The sequence below is a fragment of the Kitasatospora sp. NPDC053308 genome (assembly GCF_055585785.1).
Map to the genome: position 1 here is coordinate 170,991 of NZ_JBVJJY010000003.1, position 24,796 is coordinate 195,786.

23 protein-coding genes are annotated in these 24,796 nt (G+C 73.9%); 13 read left to right on the forward strand and 10 right to left on the reverse strand.

The window, feature by feature from the left end:
• Positions 1-126: 126 nt before the first annotated feature.
• The 7 genes from ACZ6Y7_RS08780 to ACZ6Y7_RS08810 all read right to left on the reverse strand — a co-directional run bounded on the left by ACZ6Y7_RS08780 (position 127) and on the right by ACZ6Y7_RS08810 (position 8,669).
• On the reverse strand, positions 127-1,131 hold the full coding sequence (locus tag ACZ6Y7_RS08780; RefSeq protein ID WP_465757148.1) for a hypothetical protein: 1,005 nt from the start codon (positions 1,129-1,131) through the stop codon (positions 127-129).
• Positions 1,132-1,374: 243 nt separating this feature from the next.
• A complete protein-coding gene (locus ACZ6Y7_RS08785) occupies positions 1,375-2,508 on the reverse strand; it encodes an FAD-dependent monooxygenase (RefSeq protein ID WP_465757149.1) in 1,134 nt (377 codons plus the stop codon).
• Positions 2,509-2,678: 170 nt separating this feature from the next.
• Positions 2,679-3,302, reverse strand: coding sequence for a GTP-binding protein (locus tag ACZ6Y7_RS08790; RefSeq protein WP_465757150.1), 624 nt, complete (start codon positions 3,300-3,302; stop codon positions 2,679-2,681).
• A 2-nt stretch (positions 3,303-3,304) separates the two neighbouring features.
• Positions 3,305-3,670 carry a DUF742 domain-containing protein gene (locus tag ACZ6Y7_RS08795; protein ID WP_465757497.1) on the reverse strand — a complete coding sequence of 122 codons (366 nt, stop codon included), beginning with the start codon at positions 3,668-3,670 and terminating at the stop codon, positions 3,305-3,307.
• Between the two features lie 197 nt (positions 3,671-3,867).
• A complete protein-coding gene (locus ACZ6Y7_RS08800) occupies positions 3,868-4,314 on the reverse strand; it encodes a roadblock/LC7 domain-containing protein (protein ID WP_465757151.1) in 447 nt (148 codons plus the stop codon).
• Entirely contained in the window at positions 4,311-7,421 is a 3,111-nt protein-coding gene (locus ACZ6Y7_RS08805) for a sensor histidine kinase (RefSeq protein WP_465757498.1), read from the reverse strand. Before ACZ6Y7_RS08805 ends, ACZ6Y7_RS08800 begins: the two co-directional genes overlap by 4 nt.
• Positions 7,422-7,985: 564 nt before the next feature.
• Positions 7,986-8,669, reverse strand: a complete 684-nt coding sequence (locus ACZ6Y7_RS08810) for a FadR/GntR family transcriptional regulator (RefSeq protein WP_465757499.1) — start codon at positions 8,667-8,669, stop codon at positions 7,986-7,988.
• A 180-nt stretch (positions 8,670-8,849) separates the two neighbouring features.
• Between ACZ6Y7_RS08810 and ACZ6Y7_RS08815 the strand changes: the two genes are divergently transcribed.
• The gene (locus ACZ6Y7_RS08815; protein ID WP_465757152.1) at positions 8,850-10,652 is read left to right on the forward strand and encodes a 2-isopropylmalate synthase; all 1,803 of its coding nucleotides are present in this window, start codon (positions 8,850-8,852) and stop codon (positions 10,650-10,652) included.
• A 260-nt stretch (positions 10,653-10,912) separates the two neighbouring features.
• Here ACZ6Y7_RS08815 and ACZ6Y7_RS08820 read toward each other — a convergent pair whose 3' ends face one another.
• A complete protein-coding gene (locus ACZ6Y7_RS08820; RefSeq protein ID WP_465757153.1) occupies positions 10,913-11,716 on the reverse strand; it encodes a nucleotidyltransferase domain-containing protein in 804 nt (267 codons plus the stop codon).
• 180 nt (positions 11,717-11,896) lie between these two features.
• Here ACZ6Y7_RS08820 and ACZ6Y7_RS08825 point away from each other — a divergent pair, with 180 nt between their 5' ends.
• Positions 11,897-13,111 carry a glycosyltransferase gene (locus ACZ6Y7_RS08825; RefSeq protein WP_465757154.1) on the forward strand — a complete coding sequence of 405 codons (1,215 nt, stop codon included), beginning with the start codon at positions 11,897-11,899 and terminating at the stop codon, positions 13,109-13,111.
• 99 nt (positions 13,112-13,210) lie between these two features.
• On the opposite strand, the gene ACZ6Y7_RS08830 is transcribed toward ACZ6Y7_RS08825, so the two are convergent.
• Both ACZ6Y7_RS08830 and ACZ6Y7_RS08835 read right to left on the reverse strand, forming a co-directional pair.
• Entirely contained in the window at positions 13,211-14,116 is a 906-nt protein-coding gene (locus ACZ6Y7_RS08830; RefSeq protein WP_465757155.1) for a hypothetical protein, read from the reverse strand.
• Positions 14,113-14,646: a SigE family RNA polymerase sigma factor gene (locus ACZ6Y7_RS08835; protein WP_465757156.1), complete on the reverse strand. Its 534-nt coding sequence runs from the start codon at positions 14,644-14,646 to the stop codon at positions 14,113-14,115. Before ACZ6Y7_RS08835 ends, ACZ6Y7_RS08830 begins: the two co-directional genes overlap by 4 nt.
• A gap of 344 nt (positions 14,647-14,990) precedes the next feature.
• Between ACZ6Y7_RS08835 and ACZ6Y7_RS08840 the strand changes: the two genes are divergently transcribed.
• The 11 genes from ACZ6Y7_RS08840 to ACZ6Y7_RS08890 all read left to right on the forward strand — a co-directional run bounded on the left by ACZ6Y7_RS08840 (position 14,991) and on the right by ACZ6Y7_RS08890 (position 24,638).
• Complete coding sequence (locus ACZ6Y7_RS08840; RefSeq protein WP_465757157.1) at positions 14,991-15,755, forward strand: alpha/beta fold hydrolase; 765 nt, start codon at positions 14,991-14,993, stop codon at positions 15,753-15,755.
• A gap of 142 nt (positions 15,756-15,897) precedes the next feature.
• On the forward strand, positions 15,898-16,656 hold the full coding sequence (locus ACZ6Y7_RS08845; RefSeq protein ID WP_465757158.1) for a dienelactone hydrolase family protein: 759 nt from the start codon (positions 15,898-15,900) through the stop codon (positions 16,654-16,656).
• A gap of 234 nt (positions 16,657-16,890) precedes the next feature.
• Complete coding sequence (locus ACZ6Y7_RS08850) at positions 16,891-17,862, forward strand: urea transporter (RefSeq protein ID WP_465757159.1); 972 nt, start codon at positions 16,891-16,893, stop codon at positions 17,860-17,862.
• A gap of 61 nt (positions 17,863-17,923) precedes the next feature.
• On the forward strand, positions 17,924-18,229 hold the full coding sequence (locus ACZ6Y7_RS08855; RefSeq protein ID WP_465610343.1) for an urease subunit gamma: 306 nt from the start codon (positions 17,924-17,926) through the stop codon (positions 18,227-18,229).
• Positions 18,230-18,340: 111 nt separating this feature from the next.
• Positions 18,341-19,273: a sirohydrochlorin chelatase family protein gene (locus tag ACZ6Y7_RS08860; protein WP_465757160.1), complete on the forward strand. Its 933-nt coding sequence runs from the start codon at positions 18,341-18,343 to the stop codon at positions 19,271-19,273.
• A 23-nt stretch (positions 19,274-19,296) separates the two neighbouring features.
• Positions 19,297-19,752 carry an urease subunit beta gene (locus ACZ6Y7_RS08865; protein ID WP_465757161.1) on the forward strand — a complete coding sequence of 152 codons (456 nt, stop codon included), beginning with the start codon at positions 19,297-19,299 and terminating at the stop codon, positions 19,750-19,752.
• Positions 19,752-21,476 carry an urease subunit alpha gene (ureC, locus tag ACZ6Y7_RS08870; RefSeq protein ID WP_465757162.1) on the forward strand — a complete coding sequence of 575 codons (1,725 nt, stop codon included), beginning with the start codon at positions 19,752-19,754 and terminating at the stop codon, positions 21,474-21,476. Before ACZ6Y7_RS08865 ends, ureC begins: the two co-directional genes overlap by 1 nt.
• 14 nt (positions 21,477-21,490) lie before the next feature.
• Positions 21,491-22,330, forward strand: a complete 840-nt coding sequence (locus ACZ6Y7_RS08875; protein WP_465757163.1) for an urease accessory protein UreF — start codon at positions 21,491-21,493, stop codon at positions 22,328-22,330.
• Between the two features lie 122 nt (positions 22,331-22,452).
• Complete coding sequence (ureG, locus tag ACZ6Y7_RS08880; protein ID WP_465757164.1) at positions 22,453-23,073, forward strand: urease accessory protein UreG; 621 nt, start codon at positions 22,453-22,455, stop codon at positions 23,071-23,073.
• Positions 23,074-23,162: 89 nt separating this feature from the next.
• Complete coding sequence (locus ACZ6Y7_RS08885) at positions 23,163-24,122, forward strand: urease accessory protein UreD (protein ID WP_465757500.1); 960 nt, start codon at positions 23,163-23,165, stop codon at positions 24,120-24,122.
• Between the two features lie 126 nt (positions 24,123-24,248).
• Entirely contained in the window at positions 24,249-24,638 is a 390-nt protein-coding gene (locus ACZ6Y7_RS08890; RefSeq protein WP_465757165.1) for a hypothetical protein, read from the forward strand.
• The last annotated feature ends 158 nt before the right edge of the window (positions 24,639-24,796 follow it).

Genomic DNA, 24,796 nt, shown 5'->3' on the forward strand with positions numbered 1-24,796 from the left:
TCTCCCTTGTCTTGTTCCTCTGCTGTGTTTTGCGTCTTTGTTTCCCTTCTTGACCCCTTTCTTGGGGGGGGGGGCGGGGGGGGGGGGGGGAGGGACCCCCCCCCCCCCCCCCGCTCCCCGAAGGGTTTAGAACTGCCGCGAGGGCTTCCAGCTGACCACGCCGTTGTACTGCGCGGCGAGCAGGTAGACCGTGGTCGCGTAGGCGACGAGGGAGATGGCGCTGACCACCCGCCCGGTGTTCTCCGCGTCCCAGTAGCCCTGCCAGCCACCGGTCGAGAAGATCGAGGTCAGGGAGATCTGGTGGCTCCCCAGCCGGCGGGTGGCGAGCTGGCCGTTCGCGCCGTCCGCCATCGCCACGGCGGGCTGCCCGTCCGCCGCGACGCCGGGCAGGATGTCGTGGCCCCACCACCAGCTCTCGCCCCAGGACTGGCGGATGAGGTTCAGCTGGCTGTCGGTGCCGCGCCAGGCGAGGACGGTGATGTTGGTGCTGCGGCTGAAGGCGAGCGCGGGGGCGGAGTCACTGCGCGCGTCGGTGACCCGGGCCGGGTTGCTCCACTGGCTGCTCGTCCCGCTGAAGAACTGGCTCCAGATCTCGTTGCTGCTGGAGCCGCGGAAGGCCAGGAAGATGCTGTTGTTGGGCAGCGCGGCGACGGTCACCGGGAAGTTGTTGGGCGTGGCCGCGCCGTTGGGGACCTGGTTCCACCACCCCTGGACGTTCGGCAGGTGACCGGGGCCGATGGTCGAGACGTCCGTGTAGAACACGAACCCGTTGGTGCCGGTGTGGAACACCCGGAAGGTCGCGTTGTCGCCGTTCGACCAGCGCCACACCACCGCCGGGTTGGCGTACGTCGTCGCACCCGGCATCGCGATCACCCGGCCGTGGTTGACGGACAGGTAGATCACGTTGTCGAAGCCGCGCCAGGTCTGGAGCAGCACCCCGTTGTTCGGGTCGCGCGCCTCGACCATGCCGCCGGCCGTCTGGACGGTGACGTTGTTCTCGATCTCCTCGTTCCAGACGGGGCCCTCGCCGACCTGCGTGGCGAAGGCCGAGGAGTTCGAGAGGAAGAGCACGGACAGTGCCGTCAGCATCGCGACGGCGGCTATCCGCCATCGCTTCAGGGAGAGGTTCACGGGGCTCCTTGCCGGTCGGGTCTCACACGGGGGCACGCTCGGGTCGCCACGGCAACCCGCTGTGCGTCCCACCATGGCGCCCCGGAGCACCCCGGCACATCGGCCATCTGACTGCGTGCTCGGTACCCGAGTGAGGTGCGGTCATATGACTGGCACAGTCCGCGGATGGGGGATCAGCCGGGAGCGGAACGGCCAGGGGCCCCGCGCGGAACGACGTCCACGCGGGGCCCCGACGGCTCGTCCTCAGTACGGCTGCACCAGCACGCGCGCCGCGCCCGGGATGCCGACCTTGAGGAGCTCGTCCTCCTCCGGCGTGGTCGGGGTGCCGGTCTCCTGCTTGAGGATCGCGCGGGACAGGCCCTGGACCCACATGGCGCGCGGGCGCCGGCGCTCCTCCCAGGCGGTGAGGGCGGCCGGCACGTCGTCGGCCGCGTCCAGGCTCCGGGCGAGCACCAGCGCGTCCTCGACGGCCATCGCGGCGCCCTGGGCCAGGTGCGGGGTGGAGGCGTGGGCCGCGTCGCCCGCCAGCACGATCCGGCCGGCGTGCCAGGGCTCCTCCACGGTGACCTGGGAGATCCGCGAGTACACCACGGCGGCCGGGTCGGTGACCTGCGCCAGCGCCTCGGCGACCGGACCGCCGAAGCCCGCCAGCCGCTCGCGCAGCTGCTCGTGGGCGCGCTCCGGATCCGGGCGGAAGTCCTCGGCCTCGGCGAACACCGCGCCCAGGTACATCAGCTCCTCGCTGATGGGGGTGAGCAGCGCCTTCGCCTCCACGTTGCCGGTGGACATCACCACGCCCCGCACCTCGGGCGAACGCGGCAGCGTCACGCGCCAGTTGGCGAAGCCGGTGTACTCGGGGGCGTACCGGTCCCCGTACAGGTGCCGGCGCAGCGGGGAGCCGATGCCGTCGAAGCCGACGACCAGGTCGTAACGGCCGGCGTGCCCGTCGGTGAGGGTGACCTCGACGCCCGCGCCGTCCTCGGTGAGGGAGGCGATGCTGGTGCCGAAGCGGACGGTGGCGCCCGCCTTGACGGCCGCGTCGGCGAGGACGCGGGCCAGCGCGGGGCGCGGGATGCCGTTGTTGGCGGGGGCGTCGCCCATCCGGGGCTGCGGGATCGAGGCGAGGGTGGCGCCGGCCGGATCGCAGATGGTCAGCACCTCCCACGCGAAGCCGACGGCCAGGCAGTCGTCCAGGACGCCGATCTCCCGCATCACGTGCAGGGCGTTGGAGGGCTGGATGATGCCGACGCCGAGGGCCTCCAACCGCTCGCGCAGCTCGGCGACGTCGACGTGGTGGCCGCGCTCCGCGAGGGCGGTGGCGAGGGTGAGGCCGCCGATGCCGCCGCCGTGGACGAGGACGCGCAGGGGTGTGGTCATGGTGGTGCTCCCAGAGGAGTGCGGGTCGGCCGGGGGACGGGTGCGGCCGAGGAACGGGGGAGGGCGGGGACGGGGGAGGGCGGGGACGGGTAGGCCGGAGCCGAGGGCGGGGCGGGCGGGTGGACCGGAGGGCGGGGTGCACCCGAGGGCGGTGCGGCGTCGGGGGCCCGTCAGCCGACGGGGGAGACGGCGGCCAGGTCCATCAGGTGGTCGACCAGGGCGACCAGCAGGTCCCGCCCGAAGGCGCGCTCGCGCACGTCGCCGAGCAGCATCGGGATGTGCGGGTCGAGGTCGAGCGCGGCCCGGATCTCCCCCGGGGTGCGGGTGTTGGTGTTGTGGAAGCAGTTGATCGCGACCACGAACGGGATGCCCCGGCTCTCGAAGAAGTCGATCGAGGCGAAGCTGGTCTCCAGCCGGCGGGTGTCGGCGATGACGACGCCGCCGAGCGCGCCGTTGACCAGGTCGTTCCACATGAACCAGAAGCGTTCCTGCCCGGGTGTGCCGAACAGGTAGACGACCAGCTCCGGGCTGACGGTGATCCGGCCGAAGTCCAGCGCGACGGTCGTGGTGTCCTTCTGGTCGACCCCGGACAGGTCGTCCACGCCGACGCTGGCCTGGGTCAGGTACTCCTCGGTGCGCAGCGGGGTGACCTCGCTGACCGAGCCGACCAGGGTGGTCTTGCCGACGCCGAAGCCGCCCGCGATGAGGATCTTGACGGCGGCCGGGGCGGCAATGGCGCCGTCCCCGTCCGCGGTGGGGTGGGGGGAGTGGGTGGCGGGGTGGGGGGTTGCCATGTTCAGAGTCTCCGGAGTCCTTCGCGTACGGCCGTGAGCAGGCCGAGGTCCACGCCCCCGGCGGCCCGGGCCACCGAGAGCGGCGCCCGGGCCTTCAGCAGGCCCTGGGCGACCAGATCGCCCAGCAGGATCTTGGTGACCGAGACCGGGAGGTCCAGGCCGGCCGCGACCTCGGCGACGGCCGCCGGGCGGCGGCAGCGGTCGAGGATCATGCGGTGCTCGGGCTGGAGGCCGCGCGCACCGGCGCGGCTGCCCCGCGCCGGGGCCGCGGCGGCGTCCTCCCCGACGGTGGTGAGCACGGTGATGAGGGTGAGGTCGTCCCGCTCGGGGGCGGTCCGGCCGCGGGTGATCGTGTACGGGCGGACCATGCTGCCCGTCCCGTCCTCCGCGTCCTCGTCCTCCACCTCGCTCCAGTGCGGCACCGCCCCGCGCCGCCAGGTGTCGTCCTGGACTCCGGCATCGGAGTCGTCCGGGCTTCCGGCGCCGGTGCCGGCCGGGGTTCCGGCGCTGGTGCCGGCCGGGGCGTCGGCGTGCCGGGAGCCGTTCCCGTACGGGCCCACCCGGGTCAGCCCCGGTTCCGGGCGGCGAAGACGTCGAAGGACGCCGGCGCGCCGTCCTGGCGGGCCGGGGTGCTGAGCTTCTGGCCGACCTGCTGCACCAGGGTGTGCATGGCGACGGACATCACCTCGGCGTCCACCTCCTGGGAGGCGACCACGGCCAGGTGGGTGCCCTGCGCGGCGGCGATGACGAACAGCCAGCACTCGGCGAGCTCGACGATCACCTGGTGCACCGGGCCGCCGTCGAAGAGCTGCCCGACGCCGCGGGCCAGGCTCTGCTGGCCGGTGGCGACGGCGGCCAGGCGCTCGGCGTCGGCCCGCTCGATGCTCCGGGAGTGGCTGACCACGAGACCGTCGTCGGAGAGCAGGACGGCGTTCCTGGTCCCGGGCACCGAGTCGACGAGTCCGTCCAGCAGCCAGTCCAGGTCCTGGTGGGTGGCGATCGTGCGGTTCATGACTGGTCATCCGTTCGTGTGTTTCGGGGGTCCGCGGTCGGGAGGGCCCAGAGGGAAGGGCCCGGCGCGGAAGCGGGGGGACCGGAGGATGCGGGAGGAGCCGGCAGAGCGGGGGGCGCCGGGGGAGTGGGGACCGCAGGGGGAGCCGCGGGCGGGGCGGTGGGCAGGTCGGCGGGGGGCCGGTGCTCGCCGCCGACCTGCGCCGCCCGGGCGGCGCGGGACTGGCGCTGGAACGCGCCGATCGCGGCACCGGCCCGCCGCACCGGGCGGTCGGGGCGCTGGAACGGACCGGCCGGGGCCGGGGCGCCCTCGGCGGGAGGCTCGACCCACGAGGGGCGGGCCGGCGGCGGCACCCGCAGCTCGGCGGCCAGGCTGCGCTGCCGCACCCGCTGCGGCAGCGGCGGCTGCCCGCCCTCGGCCGGGCTGTACGGCACGGAGGTGGGGTACTCCCGGCTGCGGCGCCGCTCGGCCAGCCGGTAGTGGTCGGCGGGGCGGTACTGCTCGTCGGCGTACGGGGCCTCGGCCTCGGTGACCCGGGCGTAGGCGATGTCCGGGTAGGCCGGGGTCTCGTGCGCGGGCGCCGGATCGGCGGGGGAGCGGTGCTCGATCGTCTGCTCGGGGCGGTGGGGGTGCTGGTGGTGCTGGGGGTGTTGGGGGTTCTCGGGGTGCTGGGGGTGCTGCTGGTTCTCGGCGGGCTGCTGGTTCCCGGCCGCCTGCGGGTGCTCGGAGTGCTGCCCGTGCACGGGGTGCTGCTGGGCGGGGTGCCGGGGCTGGAAGGGCTGCCGGACCGGAGCCTCCTGGGCCGGCGCCTCCTGGGCCGGCGCCTCCTGGACCGGAGCCTCCTGTCCGGGCGCCTCCTGGACCGGAGCCTCCTGTCCGGGCGCCACCGGGTACCCGGCGGCCGGGGCCGGCGCGGGGAACGGGGCGGGGGCCGGGTGCGCCTGCGGGGCCGGGACGGGCAGCGGTGCCGGCTCGGGCAGCGGGTGCGGGGCGGGTGCGGGCTGCGGAGCGGCCTGCGGAGCGGCGTGGAGGGCGGCCTGCGGAGCGGCCTGAGGGGCGAAGCCGCCCTGGCCGAAGGCCTCCACCGGCGCGACCGGCGGCCCGACGGGCGCCGGGGCGGGCACGTCGTCGGAGGCCGAGCGCACCGCCCGGCGCGAGCGCCGTACCAGCGGGATGGGCTCGGCGGCGGTGCCCGGGACGGCGCCGTCCGGCAGTCCGGTGTCGCCCTCGATGACCAGCTCGTCCGGGACCAGCACGACCACCCGGGTGCCGCCGAAGGCGGACGGGCGGAAGTCGATCCGCAGCCCGTGCAGCGAGGCGAGGCGGGCGACCACGTGGAAACCGAGGCGGATGTCGTCGGCCCGGGCCAGCACGTCGGTGCGCGGCGGGCGGCTCATCAGCTCGTTGGCCGCGTCGTACTGGTCCGGGTCCATGCCGAGGCCGCGGTCCTCGATCTCGATCGCGAGCCCGCGGCCGACCATGGCGGCCCGGACCTCGACCGGCGTGGGCGGCTTGGAGAAGGTGGTGGCGTTCTCCATCAGCTCGGCGAGCACGTGCGCGACCGGGCCCACCGCCCGCTCGGACAGCCACGGGTGGCCCTCGACGTCCAGCACGATCCGGCGGTAGTCCTGCACCTCGCCCTGCGCGGCGCGCAGCACGTCCAGCAGCGGGACGGGCTTGCGGAAGCGCCGCTGCGGCTGGCCGCCGGCCATGATCACGAGGTTCTCCTCGTAGCGGCGCAGACGGGCGGTGAGGTGGTCCAGGTCGAACAGGCCCTCCAGGACCTCCGGGTCCTCGTGCTTGCGCTCCAGCTCGTCCAGCTTGCGCAGCTGGCGGCCGATCAGCAGCTGGGTGCGGCGGGCGATGCGCTGCAGCAGCCGCTCGAAGCCGCGGTGCTGCTCGGCCTGGCGGACGGCGGCCGCCAGGGCGGAGGAGCGGGCCAGGTTGAGCGCCTGGCCGAGGCGGTCCAGCTCGTCGCTGCCGCCGTCGCCGCTGGTGCTGCCGGTGCCTGTGCTGGTGCCGGTGCCGGTGCCGGTGCCGGTGCCGTTCGCGTGTGCGCTCGCGTTCTCGCTGTCGCGCGGGCCGGCGGCGATGCCGCGGGTCTCGGCCTCGACGTCCACCTGTTCGCCGCGGCCGAGGCGCTCGACCACCTCGGGCAGGGTGCGCCGCATCTCCTCGGCCTGGGTGTGCAGTTCGCCGATGCGGCGGCGCAGCGAGCGGCTGATCCGCCAGGAGGCGACGACCACCGCGATCACCGTGATCAGGCCGACGACGGTGGTCAGGACGACCCGCGTCAGCAGGCTGAGGATCGAGCCCTTGCCGACGTCGACCACACCGCTGGTGCGGGTCTCGATCGCCTTGACCAGCTGCGGGTTGAGCTGGTCGAGGGCCTGGCGCCACTGCTCCTGGGCGGCCGGGAGCCGGACGGTGCCGTTGGCGTCGGCGCCGGTGGGCTTGGTCAGCTGCTGCTCGACGGCGGCCTTGGCCTGCCAGGCCGGGCTGTTCAGCAGATCGTGCCAGGCGGCCGCCTCGCCGTCCGGGACGTACGGGACGACCTGGACGGTGAGCAGGTGGTCCTGCGCGCCGATGGCCTGTTGGACGGCCTGGTAGTCGGCGCTGCTCAGCCGGCCGCTGGGCCAGCCGCGGGCCAGGACGGCGTCCTCGCGGGCCAGCATCTCCTTCGCCCAGAAGGCGTTGACCAGGGTCTTGGAGATCCAGGTGACCTCGCCGGTGTCCACGTGGCTGAGCGCGGTGAACAGTCGGAGGTCCACCGCGATCAGGTCGGTGTAGTAGGCGAACACGGTCTGCTGGTCGATCGAGCCGCGGTCCACGGCGGCGCGCTGCTCGGCCAGTTTGCCCATCGACTGGCGGGCCTCGGCGACGGCGGTGCGCACCTCCTCGGGCGCGCGGTCGGCGGTCTCGCCGGACAGGGTCTGGAACTGCCGCACCGCGTCGTCCGTCAACTGCCGCTGGCGGCGCAGCTGGTCGGTGTTGCTCCCCGGCCGGGCGAGCGCCTCGGCGCTGAGCCGGCGCTCCTCCTGGAGGTTGTAGTAGACGATGTTCGACGGCTGGCCGGCCTTCTGGGCCAGCAGGCCCTGGTCGGCCAGCCGTTGGAAGTCGAAGACCGTCTCGCCGCTGGTGACGGCCCAGAGGAGGACGAGGGCGAGGCTGGGGACGACGGCCAGGACGAGCAGCGCCGTCCGCAGGGACAGGCGTGGACGCCTGCGGGGGCCCTTCGGCGTCGGGGGCCGCCGATTCGCACGCGCGCGCAGAGCAGTCTCCTTGGGGCTGGCGGCCGGCCGGTTGAGGGGCGGGCCGTCCGGGCACGGGCTTTTCTGACGAGGTGATACTAGTCATACCGTGTGATTGACGTGAAAGCCTGTTCGCTTCCTGGGCGGTGCTTGTGCACATGTCCGACACAATGTCATTCAGTTGTTGACTGTCTGTGTACGGAGCAGGCTTTCCCGGGCTCGCCCGACACAGTGTCAACCGCCCGCACGGCGGGCGAATGGCCGCCGTGTGAAAACTGTGTGACGTCGCGCCAGGGGCCTGCCGGTGGGGTGGACGGTGCTGGTCGGGCTGGCCGGGCCGGTGGGGTGGATGGGGATGGTGGGGCCGGTGGGACGGGTGGGTGTCTCATCGGACTACACGGGCCGGAGGGCGTCGGGCGTTCAACTCGCCAGAAGACGCGAGCGGGTGGCCTCCAGCTCCGCCGCGAGGACCTGCCCGGCCGCCTCCCCGTCGCCGTCGTGGACGGCGCGGACGAGGGCGGCGTGGGAGTCGTAGCCCTGGTTCGGGTCCTGCGCCCGGATGTCGAACAGGCCGACCAGCCTGACGAGCTGCTCGCGCAGGACGGGCGCGAACTGGGCGAACAGGTCGTCCAGGACGGGATTGTGGGCGGCGGCCACGACGGCGGTGTGCAGCGCGATGTCGGCGTCCACGAAGGCGGTGTCGTCCGCGTCGCCCGCCGCGCGTCGGGCCGCGAGGGCGGCGTCCAGTGCGGCGAGGTCCGCCTCCGTGCGTCGGGTCGCGGCCAGCCGGGCGGCCTGCACCTCGACCATCGTCCGCACCTCGTAGACGTGCGCCAGCTCGGCGCGGTGCAGACGGGCGGACCAGTCCCCGACGGGCCGGTCGGCGGTGACGAACACCCCCGAACCCTGGCGGCTCTGCACCATCCCCGCCGCGGCGAGGGTGCGCAGCGCCTCCCGGACGGTCGAGCGGCCGACTCCCAGCTCCTTGGCCAGCGCCACCTCGCCCGGCAGCTTGCCGCCCACCGGCCACTGGCCGGCCCGGATCTGCTCCTCGATCAGCGCGGCGGCCTGGGCGGCGAGGGGGGAGGGGCGCAGCGGGGTCATCGGGCTCACCTGTCAGGTTGTCTGAGGACTTGTGTCGTGGTTACCCTACCCGGCATGCAGCCGTGGATCCTCCCCGTGGGGGGCCTTCTTCTTGGTGGCCGCAGCGGGGCATGACCGGACCGGCACCCCGCTGCGGGGCGCCGTCCTGCCGGTCACCGGTACGCGTCATGAGGAACTCGCATGATCTCCCCGAACTCGTCCACCGAGTCCACGCCGGTCCCGCCGGGTCCGGCCGTCCCGTCGGGTCCGGCCGTCCCGTCGGGTCCGGCCGTCCCGTCGGCCGGCCCGGCCCTTCCGACCCTGCGCACGCCCGGCGGGCCCGTCCCGGCCGGTGCCCCCGCCTGGAACCCGCAGCGCGGTGGCGCCATGCCGTCCCACCGCTACCGCCCGGCCCACGAACGGGTCCACGTCCCCGCGCTGATGCGGCGCTGGCCCGGCCGACGCATCGAACGGGCCCCGCTGTGGGTGCCCGTCGACCTGCGCGACGGCAACCAGGCACTCGCCGAACCCATGGACCCGGCGCGCAAGCAACGGATGTTCGACCTCTTCCTGGCCATGGGCTTCAAGGAGATCGAGGTCGGCTACCCGTCCGCCAGCCGCACCGACTTCGACTTCGTCCGCCGACTGGCCACCACTCCCGACGCCGTCCCCGAGGACGTCACCGTCGTCGTCTTCACCGCCGCCCGGGCCGACCTGATCGAGCGCACCTTCGAAGCCGTCGCCGGCCTGCCGAGGGTCGTCGTCCACCTCTACACCGCGACCGCGCCGCTGTGGCGCCGGGTCGTCCTCGGCAAGGAACGCGCCGAACTGCGGGCACTGATCACCGAGGCCGCCACCGACATGGCCCGCCGGGGAGAGGGCCGGGACGGCCTGCGGTTCCAGTTCTCGCCCGAGGTGTTCAACCTCACCGAACCCGACTACGTCCTGGAGGTGTGCAACGGGCTCACCCGGCTGTGGGACGCGAGCCCCGAGCGGCCGGTGATCCACAACCTGCCGGCGACCGTCGAGATCGCCACCCCCAACGTCTACGCCGACCAGATCGAGTACATGGACCGCCACCTGGAACGGCGCGACGCGGTCATCCTCTCCGTCCACCCCCACAACGACCGGGGCACCGGCGTCGCCTGCGCCGAACTCGCCGTCCTGGCCGGCGCCCAGCGCGTCGAGGGCTGCCTGTTCGGCAACGGCGAACGCACCGGCAACGTCGACCTGGTGACCCTCGCCCTCAACCTGCACACCCAGGGCGTCGACCCGATGCTCGACCTCTCCGACATCGACGAGATCCGGCGCACCGTCGAACACTGCAACCGGCTGCCCGTCCACGAACGCCACCCCTACGCCGGCGACCTCGTGCACACCGCCTTCTCCGGCACCCATCAGGACGCCATCAAGAAGGGCCTCGCCCGGCACGCCGCGACGGCCGCCGAACTCGGCCTGCCCGAACGGGAGGCGCCCTGGTCGGTCCCGTACCTGCCGATCGACCCGGCCGACCTCGGACGGGACTACGAGGCGGTCATCCGCGTCAACAGCCAGTCCGGCAAGGGCGGGATCGCCTACCTGCTGCAGACCGAGCACGGGTTGGAGCTGCCGCGCCGCCTGCAGATCGAGTTCGCCCGGATCGTCCAGGACGCGACCGACGACAGCGGCAAGGAGGTGACGGGCGAGGAGCTGTACGCACTCTTCCGGGCGGAGTACCTCGATGAGAGTTCCTCATGGGCCTGGCAGGTGGGCGACGACTGGGCCGAGGTCGACGGCAAGCGCGGCACCGGCGCCGGCCCGCTGGACGCCGTCGCGGCGGCCGTGGGCGTCGAGATCCTCTCCTTCGCCGAACACGCCGTCGGCTCCGGCCCGGACGCCGTCGCCTACGTCGAGGCCCGGGTCGACGGCCGCACCGTCTGGGGCGCCGGGCGGGACGCCTCCGTCCTCGCGGCGGGCGTCCGCGCGGTGCTCAGTGCGGCGGGGCGCAGCCGGCGTCACTCATGACGGAAGGGCATGAGGGCCGTTCATGAGCGGCGCGCCCATGAGCAAGTCTCATGGAGGAGGGGCATGAGAGGAACTCATGGGGGGCGCGGTCATGAGCGGGTCTCATGAGGGGCTTGGTCATGAGCGGGTCTCATGGGCTCGCCCCATGAACGATCCTCATCGGCGAACCCCATGAACTAGCCGCATGGCCTATGCCCATGAGCGAACCCCATGAGCGAACCCCATGAGCGAACCCCATGAGCGAACCCCATGAGCGAACCTCATGGGCTGAGCGCGGCGATGGTCTCCCGGGTCAGGTCCTGGGCCCGGGCGACCGTCGCCGTGAGGTCGGGGGCCGAACCGTCGGGGGAGGCGAGGAGGGCACGGACGCGCCCGGCGAAGTCGGGTGGTGCGGCGGGGAGGTGTCCGGCGGTGGCCAGGGCGCCCTTCTCGTTGAGGCACCAGCGGCGGGCGTGCGCGTGCAGGGCCTGCACCAGGATGCCGAAGGCACGGGAGACGCAGAGCGAGACGTACAGGGTGTCCGCGCGACCGGCGCCCTTCGCGGCGGCGTCCAGCAGGAACCCGGCCTCCCAGGTGGCCGCGATCAGGGCCTCGCGGAGCGGCTCGGGGTAGTCCATGGCAGCCCGCAGGGCCGTCAGCTCGCCGGTCGGATCGGCCAGCACCCGCCCGCAGGCCACCTCGCCGGGATAGCACGGCGACCAGAAGCCGAGCGGGTGGCCGGCCTGCACGCCGACCTCGTACCGGCCCTCGCGGCAGTCCGCCCACACCCGCGCGACGCGGTCCACGTCCCGCAGGATCCAGTCCACCGCGACCCCGTCGACCCGCAGCCACGCGCCGCCGTTCACCCACGGCCCCCACCCGCCCGGTCCGGCCACCTCCACGCCCGGCCCGGCGAGCGCCCGCAGTGCGTCCAGGTCGAGGGCGCCGCCCCGGTAGTAGACCCCGAGGTCCCAGTCGGAGTCCGCCGTGTGCTCCCCGCGTGCCCGGCTGCCGCCCAGCATCACGCCCACCACGCCCGGCACACCGGCCAGTTGCTCGGCCATGTCCTCGATGATCGCCCGCATGGAAGGAGTCTGACAGAGCGACAGTACGAAGGAGAGAAGAGGTGGAGGAGCCGGAGAAGGCGTCCACACTCCCCGCCGTGATCACCGTATAGCGCAAGGGGGCCCTTGCCACAAGGCCCCGGTCATGCCGCAGAATCGCCGACTCAAGGCCAGGACCAGCGAAAACGGGAGAGTCACGACGTGCGTGTGGTGTTGTCGACGTATGGGTCGCGCGGGGACGTCGAGCCGCTGGCGGGGCTGGCGCTGCGACTGAAGGCCGCGGGCGCCGACGTGCGGGTGTGCGCCCCGTCGGACGAGGAGTTCGCGGCGCGACTGGCCGAGGTCGGGGTGGAGACGGTGCCGGTCGGCGCGTCGGTGCGCTCGATGGTGAGCGGGCCGCCGCCGACGACGGACTTCGCCACACGGGCGGCCGTGCTGGTCGGTCAGTTCTACGAGGCGGTGGTCGAGGCGGCCGCGCCGGGCGGCGCCGTGGTCGCGACCGGGCTGTTCCCGGCGGTGGCCGGCGCGCAGGCGGCGGCGGAGAAGCTGGGCGCGCGCTTCACCTACGTCGCCCTGCACCCGACCATGCTGCCCTCCCCGCACCACCCGCCCTTCGAGTACCCGATGCGGCCGTACCCGGCGGGCGTGACCGACAACCGGGAGCTGTGGGAGCACAACGTCGAGACGATGAACGCGCTGTTCGGGGGGCCGGTCAACACCCACCGGGCCGCCGCCGGACTGCCGGTCGTCGAGAACGTCCGCGACCACGTGTTCACCGACCGCCCCTGGCTGGCCACCGACCGGACCCTCGGGCCGTGGCTGCTCCCGGCCGACCGCGAGGTGGAACACACCGGCGCCTGGATCCTGCCGGACGACCGCCCGCTGCCCGCCGACCTCGAGGCCTTCCTGGCGGCCGGCGAAGCGCCGGTGTACGTCGGCTTCGGCAGCATGCCGCTGCGCGACGCGCCCGACGCCGCCCGGGTCGCCGTCGACGCCGTCCGGGCGCAGGGCCGCCGGGTGCTGCTCGGTCGCGGCTGGGCGCAACTGGCCGAGGTGGACGGCGCGGACGACTGCTTCGTCGTCGGCGAGGTCAACCAGCAGGCGCTGTTCCGGCGGGTCGCCGCCGTCGTCCACCACGGCGGCGCCGGCACCACCACCACGGCCGCCCGGGCCGGGGTGCCCCAGGTGCTGGTGCCGCAGATCGTCGACCAGCCCTACTGGGCCGCGCGGGTGGCCGCGCTGGGCATCGGCGTCGCCCACGACGGCCCCACCCCGACCGTCGGCTCCCTCTCCGCCGCCCTCCGGCAGGCCCTCGCCCCCGCGACCCGCGAGCGCGCGGCCGCCACGGCGGGCGAGATCCGCACGGACGGCGCGGCAGTGGCGGCGGGCCTGCTGCTGGAGGCCGCGGCGCTCTGACGGCGGTCGTGTGGACAGCGGTCATGGTGACGGTGGTCGGGGACAGGGAGTGGGACGTCGACAGGGCCGACTTCCCACTCCCCAGGCGGCCCGGGCGGCTCAGGAAACGGGCTCGGTGAGGTACCTGGCTCCCTCGTCCGGGAGTTCGTTGCCCTTCGTGTCGAAGAACTGCCAGGACTTCGCCCGCATCGTCCCCGGGCGGGCCACCACCATGTGCCGGATCGGGGAGTCGCCCACACTGACCGGCTGCGGCTCGGTGGTCGTGCCGTCCATCCACGTCACCACCACCCGGCCGACGTCCGGCCCGATCGAGAGCGTCACCACGTCCGCCGGGGGCACAACGCCGTCCTTGGAGCTGCGGCCGAACTGACCGCCGCTGTGCTCCGTCGCCCGGCGCGGGTCGAGCTTTCCCGGGGACGGGGTGACGCCCTGCGCGTCGTGGCCCAGACGCACCCCGTCCACGACGAAGTAGGTGTCGACGACATCGGAGTCCGGGGCCCAGTACTGGGCGACGAACTCCGGCGTCGGCTTGGCGATGCCCGCGTCGAAGGGCACGCGATCCTGCCACACCGCCAGCGCCTGCTCGTACGCCCGGTCCCTCGGCGCCGCCGGCCACAGCGCCTGCCAGACCTCCCAGGACCTGCCGTCGGCGACACCCTGCCCGAGCCGGACCCGGACCGGTGTGAACGGATCACGCGCGGCGGCGGAGGTCGTGGCGGGAGCGCTCGGAGCGGCGGCGACAGCCGGGGCAGCGGCCGGGACGGCAGCCGGGGCGGACGCCGCCGGGGCCGGGCGCAGCTGCGCCAACACCCCGCCCGTCAGGGCCACCACCGAGGCCAGCGCCACCGCGCCCACCACCGTACGGCGGCGACTGCGCAGCCGGCGGCCGCCCGCCAGGATGTCCGCCACCGGCGCCGGGCCCACCCGCGCACCGTCCGCCGCCTCCGCCAGACCGAGGCCGATCCACACGTCCCTGTCCCCGTCCACGCCCGTGCCCCCGCTCATACCGCACCTCCGATGTGTGTCGTGTCCTTCAGCCCCGCCAGCTCCGTGACCAGACGCAACCGCGCGATCCCCTTCGCCGCGTGGCTGCGCACCGCGCCCACCGAGCACCCCATGGCCGCCGCGGTCTGGCTGTCGCTCAGGTCCTCCCAGTGCCGCAGCACCACCGCCGCCCGCTGCCGCGGCGGCAGCGTGGCCAGCGCGGCCAGCAGCGCCCCGCGTTGGTCGGACCGCGCGAAGCCGTCCTCCACCCCCACCGCGTCCGGCACCGCGTCCACCAGCAGCTCCGGCGGCCGGCGCCGCCAGCGGCGGGCGTGCTGGTTGACCAGGATCCGCCGCACGTAGGCGTACGGATCGTCCGCCCGCCGCACCTTCGACCAGGCCGCGCACGCCCGCTCCGCGGCGGACTGCACGAGGTCCTCCGCCGCGTACTGCTCCCCGGCCAGCAGGTACGCCGTCCGCACGAGCCGCGGCCACACCGCGACGATGAACGCCTGGAACTCGTCGTCCCGCGCCCTCTTCGCATCTCCCATGAGCACCTCCTCACCCACCCAGAGCCCACCGACGGACAGAACCGCTTACTCCCGTCCGGGGCCGACTCTGGGTGTGAGGGGCGGGTGGGTGCCCGGGGGCCGGTGGGGCGGGGGCTGTGTGGTGGGGTGGGGTGTGCAGGAGCGTTACTCCCTTCCCGGGGTTGTCTGTGGGTGTGAGGGGCGGCTGGGCGCCCGGGGGCCGGTGGGGCGGGGGTGGGCATCCGCGGGCGGCGGGGTGGGATCCGGGGCAGGGGCGGGACGCCGGGTGGAGTCGCGGCGGGGGAGTCGCGGTGACGTACAGAAATCCCTTGGGGGCCGGGGGCGGGGCGGCTAGGATCCGCGCGATGATCATCTCTCATGATGTTGCAGGCAGGGGCCCCGCCGTCGTTCTGCTGCACTCCGCCGTGTGCGACCGGCGGATGTGGGACGCGCAGTGGCAGCCGTTGGTCGACGCCGGGTACCGGGTGGTGCGGGCGGACTTCCACGGGTTCGGTGAGTCGCCGCTCTCGGAGGTCCCGTACAGCGACTCCCGGGACGTCCTGGCGCTGCTGGACCACCTCGGGATCGAGTCCGCCGCGTTCGTCGGGTCCTCGCACGGTGGCCGGATCGCCCTGACGGTGGCCGCCCTGCGGCCGGAGGCGGTCACCGCCCTGGCGCTGCTGGCGCCGGGCATGCCCGGGCACCGGCCCAGCGAGGCGCTGCGGGCGTTCGGCCGTCGCGAGGACGAGCTGATCGAGGCCGGCGACATCGACGGGGCCGTGGAGCTGAACGTCGCGACCTGGCTGGGCCCGGAGGCCGACGAGGAGACCAGGGCGAGTGTCCGGCGGATGCAGCGGCACGCGTTCGACGTGCAGCGGGAGGCGACGGTCGGCCCGGACAAGGAGGAGGTCGACCTCTCCCGGATCACCGCCCCGACCCTGGCCGTCGGCGGTGCGCACGACGTGCCCGACCACCGGGAGATCGCCGCCCGCCTGGCCACCGTCCTGCCGAACGCCCGGCACGTCGAGCTGCCGTGGGCCGGCCACCTGCCGAGCCTGGAGCGGCCGCAGGAGACGACCGCGCTGCTGCTGGACTTCCTGGGGGAGACCGCGCAGGCGCGCCGGCCGTAGGAGCCCGCTACGCCGGGTGTGGGGGAGCGGGACGTCGGACCGGCCGACTTCCCACTCCCCGCACCCCCGGCGCCCCGGGCGTCCGTCGGCCGGCTGCGCAAAGGCCGGGACTCGAACGCGTGTCGGGCGCCATCATGGCGGGGTGCACTTCACCTCGGAGATCAGCTCGGACGGCATCGCGCAGCGCGGCTTCACCCTCGACGCGGTGCCCGGTGTGCTCTGGCAGCCGGCCGACCGGCCCCTCGGCGGCCGGCCGTTGGTGCTGCTCGGCCACGGAGGCGGCGGGGACAAGCTGGGGGTGGCGGAGCGGGCCCGGCGGTGTGTCGGACGGTACGGCTTCGCGGCGCTGGCGTTGGACGCGCCCGGGCACGGGGAACGGCCGCGCACCGCGCAGGACGAACGGTTCGTCACCGAGGTCGGTGAGCTGCTGGCGGCCCGGCGGCCGATCAGCGCGTGGGTGGCGCGGCACACGGCGGCGCTGGCCGAGCGGGCGGTGCCCGAGTGGGTGGCCGCGCTGGACGCGCTGGAGAGGACGCTGGACGCGGCGGGGGAGCACCTCGGGCCGGTCGGCTTCTGGGGGTTGTCGCTGGGCAGCGTGGTCGGCATCCCGCTGACGGCGGCCGAACCGAGGATCGCCGCCGCGGTGTTCGGGCTGACGGGCCACGCGGCGCAGGCCGAGGCGGCGCGGCGGGTGGGGGTGCCGCTGGAGTTCGTCCTGCAGTGGGACGACGAGCTGGTCCCGCGCGAGGGGGCGCTGGCCCTGTACGCGGCGTTCGGCTCGCGGGAGAAGTCGCTGCACGCCAATCCCGGCGGCCATCTGGAGGTGCCGGACTTCGAGGTGGCGGCCTCGGAGCGGTTCCTGGTCCGGCACTTGGGCGAGGGACGCGACGACAGGGCTTGAACGGAAGTCGTCATCGATGAGTAAAACTTCGCAAAGAATTTCTCTCTTCAACGAATCCACGGCCGCGCGTTTCAACAAAATGTTGCAGCTCAGCGCCCCTGTCATGACGCTTCGTCCATTTGACGTAACCGCCCGTGTGCGTTCACCGTCGCAATGCGCAGGAGTACGGTTCCGGAGGAATCGTCGGGGGGCTTCATGCCGGCCCTCGGCCGTACCGGAAAATTGGTGCGAAGCATGGGTCTGGACACGGGTGGGGAGAGCGTCGCCGCGACGGCTCGTCCGAAAACCCTCACGTTGGTCGCCGAAGTCCTGCGCGGCGTCGCGCAGGTCGACTTCATGCCGTCCGTGGTGTGCGGAGTCCTGTTCGTCGTCGCACTGTTCGCGGGCGGTCCGGAATACGGGGTCTACGGACTGCTCGGCAGCGCCGTCTCCACGGCCGTCGCGTACGGGCTCGGCCTCGACCGGAGCGCCGTCGCGGCCGGGCTGCACGGGTGCAACGGGTGCCTGGTGGCGCTCGGTTGCGCCGTCTTCCTCGGGGCCGGGTACCCGGCCACGGCCTCGGTGGCGGTGCTCGGGTCCGTCGTCGCCGTGGTGGTCACGGCCGGGCTCGGGACGCTGCTGGAGAAGTGGCGGCTCCCGGCGCTGACCGCACCGTTCTGCCTGGTCGCGACGGCCGTCACGGCCGCCGCCCCCGGCTTCCCGCGGCTGTGGCGGGGCGCGGACGCGACCGCCGCGCTGCCGGTCGCGGCCACCGGCGAAACGGCGCTGGGCTGGGAGCAGCTCTGGCGCGGGTTCTTCGCCAACATCGGCCAGGTCTTCTTCCTGCCGCAGTGGTACGTCGGCCTGCTGTTCCTGGTCGGCCTGTTCGCGGCGAGCCGCCTCGCGGGCGTGATGGCGGGCGCGGGCAGCGCCACCGGACTGCTCACCGCCTGGGGCCTCGGCGCACCGGCCGAGGCCGTCGAGCAGGGGCTGCTCGGCTACAGCGGCGTGCTGGTGGCCCTCGCGCTGTGCGGGGTGTTCGTCGCCCCGAGCGTCTGGAGCGCGGGCTACGCCCTGCTGGGCGCGGCCACCGCCACCGTCCTCACCCCGGCGCTGGACGCGATCTCCGCGCCGTTCGGCGGCCACGCCTTCACCTGGCCGTTCGTCCTGACCACGATGCTGTTCCTGGCGGCGGTCCCGGCCGTCCCCCGCCTACGCCGGGTCTGACGTTCCGTCCAACTCCCTTGCATTCATTCCATCGAAACATCCGAAAGGAAGAGTGATTCCCGTGAATCTCTCGCCGCGTGAGATGGACAAGCTCTACATCTACGTCGTGGCCGATCTGGCCCGCAAACGCCGCGACCGCGGCGTCAAACTCAACTACAGCGAAGCCTGCGCGCTGATCAGCGAGGCCATCATGGAGGGCGCCCGGGACGGCCGCACCGTCGCCGAGTGCATGGAGATCGGCAAGCAGGTGGTCAGCAGCGCGGACGTCATGCCCGGGGTGCGCGAGATGCTCCCGCTCCTCCAGGTCGAAGCCGCCTTCCTGGACGGCACCAAGCTCGTCTCCTGTCACGACCCGGTGGGTGCCTGAGCCATGGCGCGTCCTCAGTCCGCCGGATCGGCCGCCGGACCGGGCGCCGCAACGGCTGCGGGGACGGGCGCCGCAACGGCTGCGGGACCCGTTGCCGGATCGGCTGCGGGGGTGGCTGCGGGCCGGGCCGCGCGCGTGGCGGCCGGGCGCGGCGCGGGAGAGCGACGCGCCGCCACCGTGGTGCTGGCGGCCGGACACGAGAGCCACGGCGGACGGGACCTGGCCGGACTGCCGACGGCCCACGGGAGCACCGCCGCGCCCACGGCGTCCTCCGCGCCGGCGGCGCACGCCGTCGCCCCCGCCGGCCGTCCGCTCGCCGAAGCCGTACGGTCCGCGCTGGCGGCGGGCGACGGACCGGTCTGCGTGGTGCCGATGACCCTCGGCCGTGACCCCGCCCTGGTGGCCGAGACCGCCCGGACGCTGCGCTGGCTCGCAGCGGAGGCGAGCACGGGGGAGACCCCGGCGGCCCGCGGGCGGCTCGCCCTGACCGCCCCCTTCGGGGCCGCCGAGCACCTCGTCGGCTGGCTGCGCGCCGCCGCCGGCCCGGCCCCGGACGGTGCGGTGCTGATCACCGCCCCGGCGGCCGGCCCCTTCGAGGACGCCGAACTGTTCCGGATCGCCCGACTGGTCCGCCAGTACGGTCGGCACCGCTGGGTCGAGGTGGCCTTCGAGGGCGGCGACCCCGACCCGGGCGAGGGTGCCGAGCGCTGCCGCCTGCTCGGGGCGAGCGAGGTGACGGCCGTTCCGGCCGCCTTCGGCCCGGCCCTGCGCACCGCGCCGCCAGGCGTCCGGGACGGCGGACCGCTGCTGCGACCGTCCGCGATCGCCGGCGTGATCGCGGCCCGCACGGCGGCGGCCGTGCACCTGCTCGGACACGGGGAGGACGGCATCCTGGCCGGTCTCGACGCGGAGCACGGGCACGGCTACGCGCACAGCCACGGACCCGGCGAAGCGCACCACCCCCACTCCCCTCCACACCCCCACTCCCACGCGCATCCCCACTCCCACGCGCATCCCCACGCGCACGCACCAATCCCCCACTGAACCGTCAGAGAGGAAGGCCAGCCATGTCCGGTGGCGCCGCATACCTGTACGGAGAGGACCCGGTGGAGATCAACGCCGGGCGCGCCAAGGCCACCGTCACGGTCAGCAACACCGGGGACCGGGCGATCCAGATCGGCTCCCACTACCACTTCTTCGAGGCCAACCGGGCCCTCGACTTCGACCGCAACGCCGCCTTCGGCAAGCACCTGGACATCCCGGCCGGCACCGCCGTCCGCTTCGAGCCCGGCGACACCAGGGACGTCACGCTCACCGAGTTCGGCGGCCACCGCCGGCTGGTCGGCTTCAGCAACCTGGTGGACGGCGGCATCACCGCTCCCGCCACCCGCGCCCGCGCCATCGACCGGGCGATCGCCCGCGGCTTCAAGGGCACCAACCTCGACCTCAAGGAAGACCGGCCCCAGGACTCCCACACGGAGACCCACCACCGCACGGCGACCCAGCAGGAAGGCGACCGCTGATGGCGATCCTCCCCCGCAAGCAGTACACCGACCTGTTCGGCCCGACCGTCGGTGACCGCTTCCACCTCGCCGACACCAACCTCGTGGTGGAGGTCGAACGGGATTTCAACCAGGGCCACTACGGCGACGAGGCCGTCTACGGCGGCGGCAAGGGCATCCGCGACGGCATGGCCCAGGACCCGGCCGCCACCTCCGCCCAGGGCGCGCTCGACCTGGTCATCACCAACGTGGTCGTGATGGACGCGGTGCTCGGCGTCGTCAAGGGCGACATCGGCGTCAAGGACGGCTTCATCACCGCCGTCGGCAAGGCCGGCAACCCCCACACCCAGAGCGGGGTGCACCCCCGGCTGGTGATCGGCCCCGGCACCGACGTGATCTCCGGGGAACACCTGATCGCCACGGCCGGTGGCATCGACACCCACATCCACTTCATCTCGCCGCAGCAGGTGCAGGAGGCGCTCAGCAACGGCATCACCACCCTGATCGGCGGAGGCACCGGCCCCTCCGACGGCAGCAACGGCACCACCTGCACGCCCGGACCGTGGAACATCGGCCGGATGTACCAGGCGGTGGAGGACCTGCCGGTCAACGTCGGGCTCCTCGGCAAGGGCAACGGCTCGCTGCCCGGCGCCCTGCGCGAACAGGTCGAGGCGGGCGTGTGCGGGCTCAAGGTGCACGAGGACTGGGGCAGCACCCCGGCCGCGATCGACAGCGCGCTGAGCGTCGCCGACGAGTACGACGTCCAGGTGGCCATCCACACCGACACCCTCAACGAGTCCGGCTACTTCGAGGACACCCTGTCCGCGATCGACGGCCGCACCATCCACACCTTCCACACCGAGGGCGCGGGCGGCGGCCACGCCCCCGACATCATGCGGATCGCGGGCGAGCCCAACGTCCTGCCGTCCTCCACCAACCCGACGCTGCCCTACACCGTCAACTCGGTCGACGAGCTGCTGGACATGGTGATGGTCTGCCACCACCTCAGCCACGACATCCCCGAGGACGTCTCCTTCGCCGACTCCCGGGTGCGCGCCGAGACCATCGCCGCCGAGACCGTGCTGCACGACGAGGGCGTCATCTCGATCTTCTCCTCCGACTCGCAGGCGATGGGCCGGATCGGGGAGAGCTTCACCCGCGCCTTCCAGACCGCCCACCACTGCAAGGACCAGCGCGGCAAGCTGAACGGCGACAGCGAACGCCACGACAACGTCCGGGTGCTGCGCTACCTCGCCAAGCTCACCATCAACCCGGCCGTCGCCTCGGGCACCGCCGACCACATCGGCTCGCTGGAGCCCGGCAAGCTCGCCGACATCGTGCTCTGGCCGATCAACTCCTTCGCCGCCAAGCCCAAGATGGTGATCAAGGGCGGCGTGATCAACTGGGCGCTGATGGGCGACCCGAACGCCTCCCTGCCCACCCCGCAACCGGTCTACTACCGGCCGATGTTCGGCGCCCACGGGCGGGCACGGCAGGCCACCCGGGTGTCCTTCATGTCCCAGGCCGCGGTGGACCTCGGCGTGCCGGACGAACTCGGGCTGGAGAGCCGGGTGCTGCCGGTGCGGCGGTGCCGGTCGGTGGGCAAGCAGCACATGGTCCGCAACGACGCGCTGCCGAAGATCGCGGTCGACCCGGAGACGTACAAGGTCACCCTGGACGGCGAACCGGCCACCATCGAACCGGCCCGCGAACTGCCGCTCAACCACCTGTTCTACCTCGCGTGAACGGAGCCCCTCGGATGAGCGCCGAAGCGGACACGGGGAACGCCGGTCCGGATGTCGGGGAGAGCGGGTCGATCGTGGGGAACGCCGGTCCGGACGCCGGGAAGGGCGGTCCGGACGTCGGGATCGTCGGTCCGGACGCCGGGGAGGGCGGGCCGCAGACGGGTGGGCGCGGGCTGGACGCCCTGCTGGTCTGCCTCCAGCTGACCGACTCCGCCTTCCCCAGCGGCTTCTACACCCTCTCGCACGGCCTGGAGGGCTACGCGCAGGCCAAGGCCGTCACCCCCGACACCCTGCCCGGGCTGCTCGCCGACCTGCTGCGGCACGGCGTCGGACCGTCCGACGCCACCGCGCTCGCGCTCGCCCACCGGGCCGCCTCGGCGTGGGACTGGGAGCTGCTCGCCGAGACCGACCGGCGGCTGCACGCCACCAAGCTCAACCGTGAGCTGCGGCTGGCCGCCACCCGGACCGGACGCCAACTCCTGGACATCGCGCGGGAGTCGGTGGGCGGTGAGCCGCTGGAGCGGTACGCGGCCCTGGTCGCGGCCAAGCGCGCCCCCGGCTGCCAGGCGGTCGCCGCCGGCGTGGCCTACGCCTCGGCGGCCGTCCCCGTCGAACAGGCCGTCACCGGCGACCTGTTCGCCTTCTGCACCAGCTTCGTCGGGGCGGCGCTCCGGCTGCGGCTCACCGACCACCGCAAGGCGCAGGTGGTGCTGCGGGCCGCCGCGCCGGTCATCCGGGAGGTGGTGGAGGCCGCACTGGAAAGGGAGTTGGCGGACCTCGGCGGCTGCGTCCCGGTCGCCGACGCGATGTCCGGACGGCACGAACGGGCCGAGGCCCGGCTGTTCGCGACCTGAACCCGCCCGCGCCGTACGGGTTCTCCGTCGTTCGGGGTTCCCGTCGTACGGGTTCCCCGTCGTTCGGGTTCCACGGACGATTCCATGACCACGGACCAAGGACCAAGGACCAAGGAGGAGAATTGACCGACAACGTGCTCCGCGTGGGCATCGGCGGCCCGGTGGGCTCCGGCAAGACGGCGCTGATCGAGGCGCTCGTCCCGGTGCTGATCGCGAGCGGCCACCGCCCCGCCGTCATCACCAATGACATCTACACCCAGGAGGACGCCCAGCACGTGCGCCGTGCGCTGGCCGGGGTGCTGGACCCCGAGCGGGTGGTCGGCGTGGAGACCGGCGCCTGCCCGCACACCGCCGTCCGGGACGACCCGACGATGAACCTCGCGGCCGGCGCCGAACTCCTGGAGCGTTTCCCGGACGTGGACACCCTGCTGTTCGAGTCCGGCGGCGACAACCTCACGCTGACCTTCAGCCCGGTGCTGGTGGACCTGTTCCTCTTCGTCCTCGACACCGCCGAGGGCGAGAAGATGCCCCGTAAGCGCGGCCCGGGCATCACCGAGTCGGACCTGCTGGTCATCAACAAGATCGACATCGCCCAGTACGTCCGCACCGACCTCGGCATCATGGAGTCCGACGCCCGCCGGGTCCGCGAGGGCGGGCCGGTGGTGCTCACCAACTCCCTGACGGGGGAGGGGTTGGAGGAGGTCGCGGCCTTCCTGGCGACCTTCCGGAAGGTCCCGGCGTGACGGTTCCCGTGTTCCCGGCGGAGGCGGACGCAGAAGGAGACGCAGGAGCGGCGGCGGGGGCGGAGGCGGTGCCGACGGAGGCGGAGGCGCTGTCGGCGGCGGCGCACGCGGCCGCGGTGCCCCGGCTCGACCCCCGGCACTACGAGCCGGCCCGCGTCCCGCACCAGGTCCGCCGGTACGCCGGGACGCCCGACACCCTCGCGGTCGGGCGCCCCGGCAAGGTCGGGCTGCTGGAACTGGCCTTCGATCGGATCGGCGGACGCACCGAACTCACCGGCCACTACCAGAAGTCGCCGCTGCAGATCATGCGCCCGCTGCACTTCGACCCGGCCCGCCCCGACCTCGCCGTCACCTTCCTGCTGTCCACCGGCGGCGGCATCCTGCAGGCCGACCGGCTGCGGACGGACGTGCGCTGCGGCGCCGACACGGCCGTCCACCTCACCACCCAGGCGGCCACCAAGGTCTACCGGATGGAGCACGACTACGCGACCCAGCTGTTCCACCTGACGGCCGGCCCGGGCGCCTACGTCGAGTACCTGCCCGAGCCGGTGATCCCCTTCGTCGACTCCCGCCTCTACCAGCGCACCGTCCTGACCGTCGACCCGGGCGCGACCGTCCTGGCCGGGGAGACCGTGCTCGCCGGCCGCCTGGCGCGCGGCGAGCGCAACGCCTACCGGGTGTTCGCCTCCGACCTCGAAGTGCGGCGGCCGGACGGCGAGTTGGTCGCCCTGGACACCGTACGGCTGGAGCCCTCCACCACCGCCGCCGGAGTCACCGGCCCGGCCGTGCTGGCCGGCCACGGCGTGATGTCCAGCCTCTACGTCCTCACCCCGCTCGCCCCGCCCGGGCAGGTCGCCGACACGCTGCACGAGGCGCTGGCCGGCTCCGGCCTGCTCCACGGCGTCAGCGTGCTCCCCCAGGACAGCGGCGCCTGGCTGCGCCTGCTCGGCTCCGACACCCGCGCCTGCGCCGCCGCCCTGCGAACGGCCTGGGACGCGGTACGGCGGCTGCTGATCGGGGCTCCGGCGCCGGACCTGCGCAAGACCTAGGAAAGCGGCTCGCCCCCGCCAGCCGGGTGATCTGGCGGTGGCTGAGCTCCACCGTGCGCTTCATGTGCCTGAGCAGGAAGGTGCCGCGACGGATCCGGCCGAGGGCGCGGGGCGTACGGTGTCCGGATGGCCCCGAGGACACCGCGCAGGATCCACGTCGACGGCCGCGACTACCACTGGGTGGTCCGCTTCCGTGACAGCGAGCACGTGGTGGTGCGCGTCTGGCTCGACACCACCGAACAATCCCGCCCCGCCGGCCGCCCCGGGCGCCCGCTGGAGGTCGTCCGCCGCTTCGACGACCCCTGGCACCACTACGGCGTCCTGCTGGCCGCGCCCGCCGACCGCATCGCCGAGGTCTTCCAACTCGTCCCCGTCACCCCCGCCCTGACCGCCGACCTGATCCGCGCCGGCCTGGCCGCCGGCTGGCGCCCCGAGGAGCCGGGCGCAGCGCAGCGCTTCGCCACGACGGGCGAGGCGGCCGACCTGACGCCCCTGCGGGAGGAGCGGGCGGAGTGAACGGCGCGCGGGCGCCCCGACCCGCACCCGTACGAGCCGGGCCCGTTCGCGCCAACCCGGCGCGGCGGCGTCGGCGCAGCTCAGGGGCCCTCCCCGGCCCGCCCGTCGTGGGCCCGCCGGAGTGTCGGGTGGCCGGTTCCGGAACGGGCGGTGGTGCG

Bases quoted from the DNA above. Each gene is read 5' to 3' on its own strand.
- ACZ6Y7_RS08840 (WP_465757157.1), top strand. From the start codon at position 14,991: ATGATCATCTCTCATGATGTTGCAGGCAGGGGCCCCGCCGTCGTTCTG.
- ACZ6Y7_RS08810 (WP_465757499.1), bottom strand. From the start codon at position 8,669: ATGACCCCGCTGCGCCCCTCCCCCCTCGCCGCCCAGGCCGCCGCGCTG.
- ACZ6Y7_RS08815 (WP_465757152.1), top strand. From the start codon at position 8,850: ATGATCTCCCCGAACTCGTCCACCGAGTCCACGCCGGTCCCGCCGGGT.
- ureC (WP_465757162.1), top strand. From the start codon at position 19,752: ATGGCGATCCTCCCCCGCAAGCAGTACACCGACCTGTTCGGCCCGACC.
- ACZ6Y7_RS08790 (WP_465757150.1), bottom strand. From the start codon at position 3,302: ATGGCAACCCCCCACCCCGCCACCCACTCCCCCCACCCCACCGCGGAC.
- ACZ6Y7_RS08865 (WP_465757161.1), top strand. From the start codon at position 19,297: ATGTCCGGTGGCGCCGCATACCTGTACGGAGAGGACCCGGTGGAGATC.
- ACZ6Y7_RS08820 (WP_465757153.1), bottom strand. From the start codon at position 11,716: ATGCGGGCGATCATCGAGGACATGGCCGAGCAACTGGCCGGTGTGCCG.
- ACZ6Y7_RS08830 (WP_465757155.1), bottom strand. From the start codon at position 14,116: ATGAGCGGGGGCACGGGCGTGGACGGGGACAGGGACGTGTGGATCGGC.
- ACZ6Y7_RS08800 (WP_465757151.1), bottom strand. From the start codon at position 4,314: ATGAACCGCACGATCGCCACCCACCAGGACCTGGACTGGCTGCTGGAC.
- ACZ6Y7_RS08785 (WP_465757149.1), bottom strand. From the start codon at position 2,508: ATGACCACACCCCTGCGCGTCCTCGTCCACGGCGGCGGCATCGGCGGC.
- ACZ6Y7_RS08850 (WP_465757159.1), top strand. From the start codon at position 16,891: ATGGGTCTGGACACGGGTGGGGAGAGCGTCGCCGCGACGGCTCGTCCG.
- ACZ6Y7_RS08890 (WP_465757165.1), top strand. From the start codon at position 24,249: ATGGCCCCGAGGACACCGCGCAGGATCCACGTCGACGGCCGCGACTAC.
- ACZ6Y7_RS08795 (WP_465757497.1), bottom strand. From the start codon at position 3,670: ATGGTCCGCCCGTACACGATCACCCGCGGCCGGACCGCCCCCGAGCGG.
- ACZ6Y7_RS08875 (WP_465757163.1), top strand. From the start codon at position 21,491: ATGAGCGCCGAAGCGGACACGGGGAACGCCGGTCCGGATGTCGGGGAG.
- ACZ6Y7_RS08835 (WP_465757156.1), bottom strand. From the start codon at position 14,646: ATGGGAGATGCGAAGAGGGCGCGGGACGACGAGTTCCAGGCGTTCATC.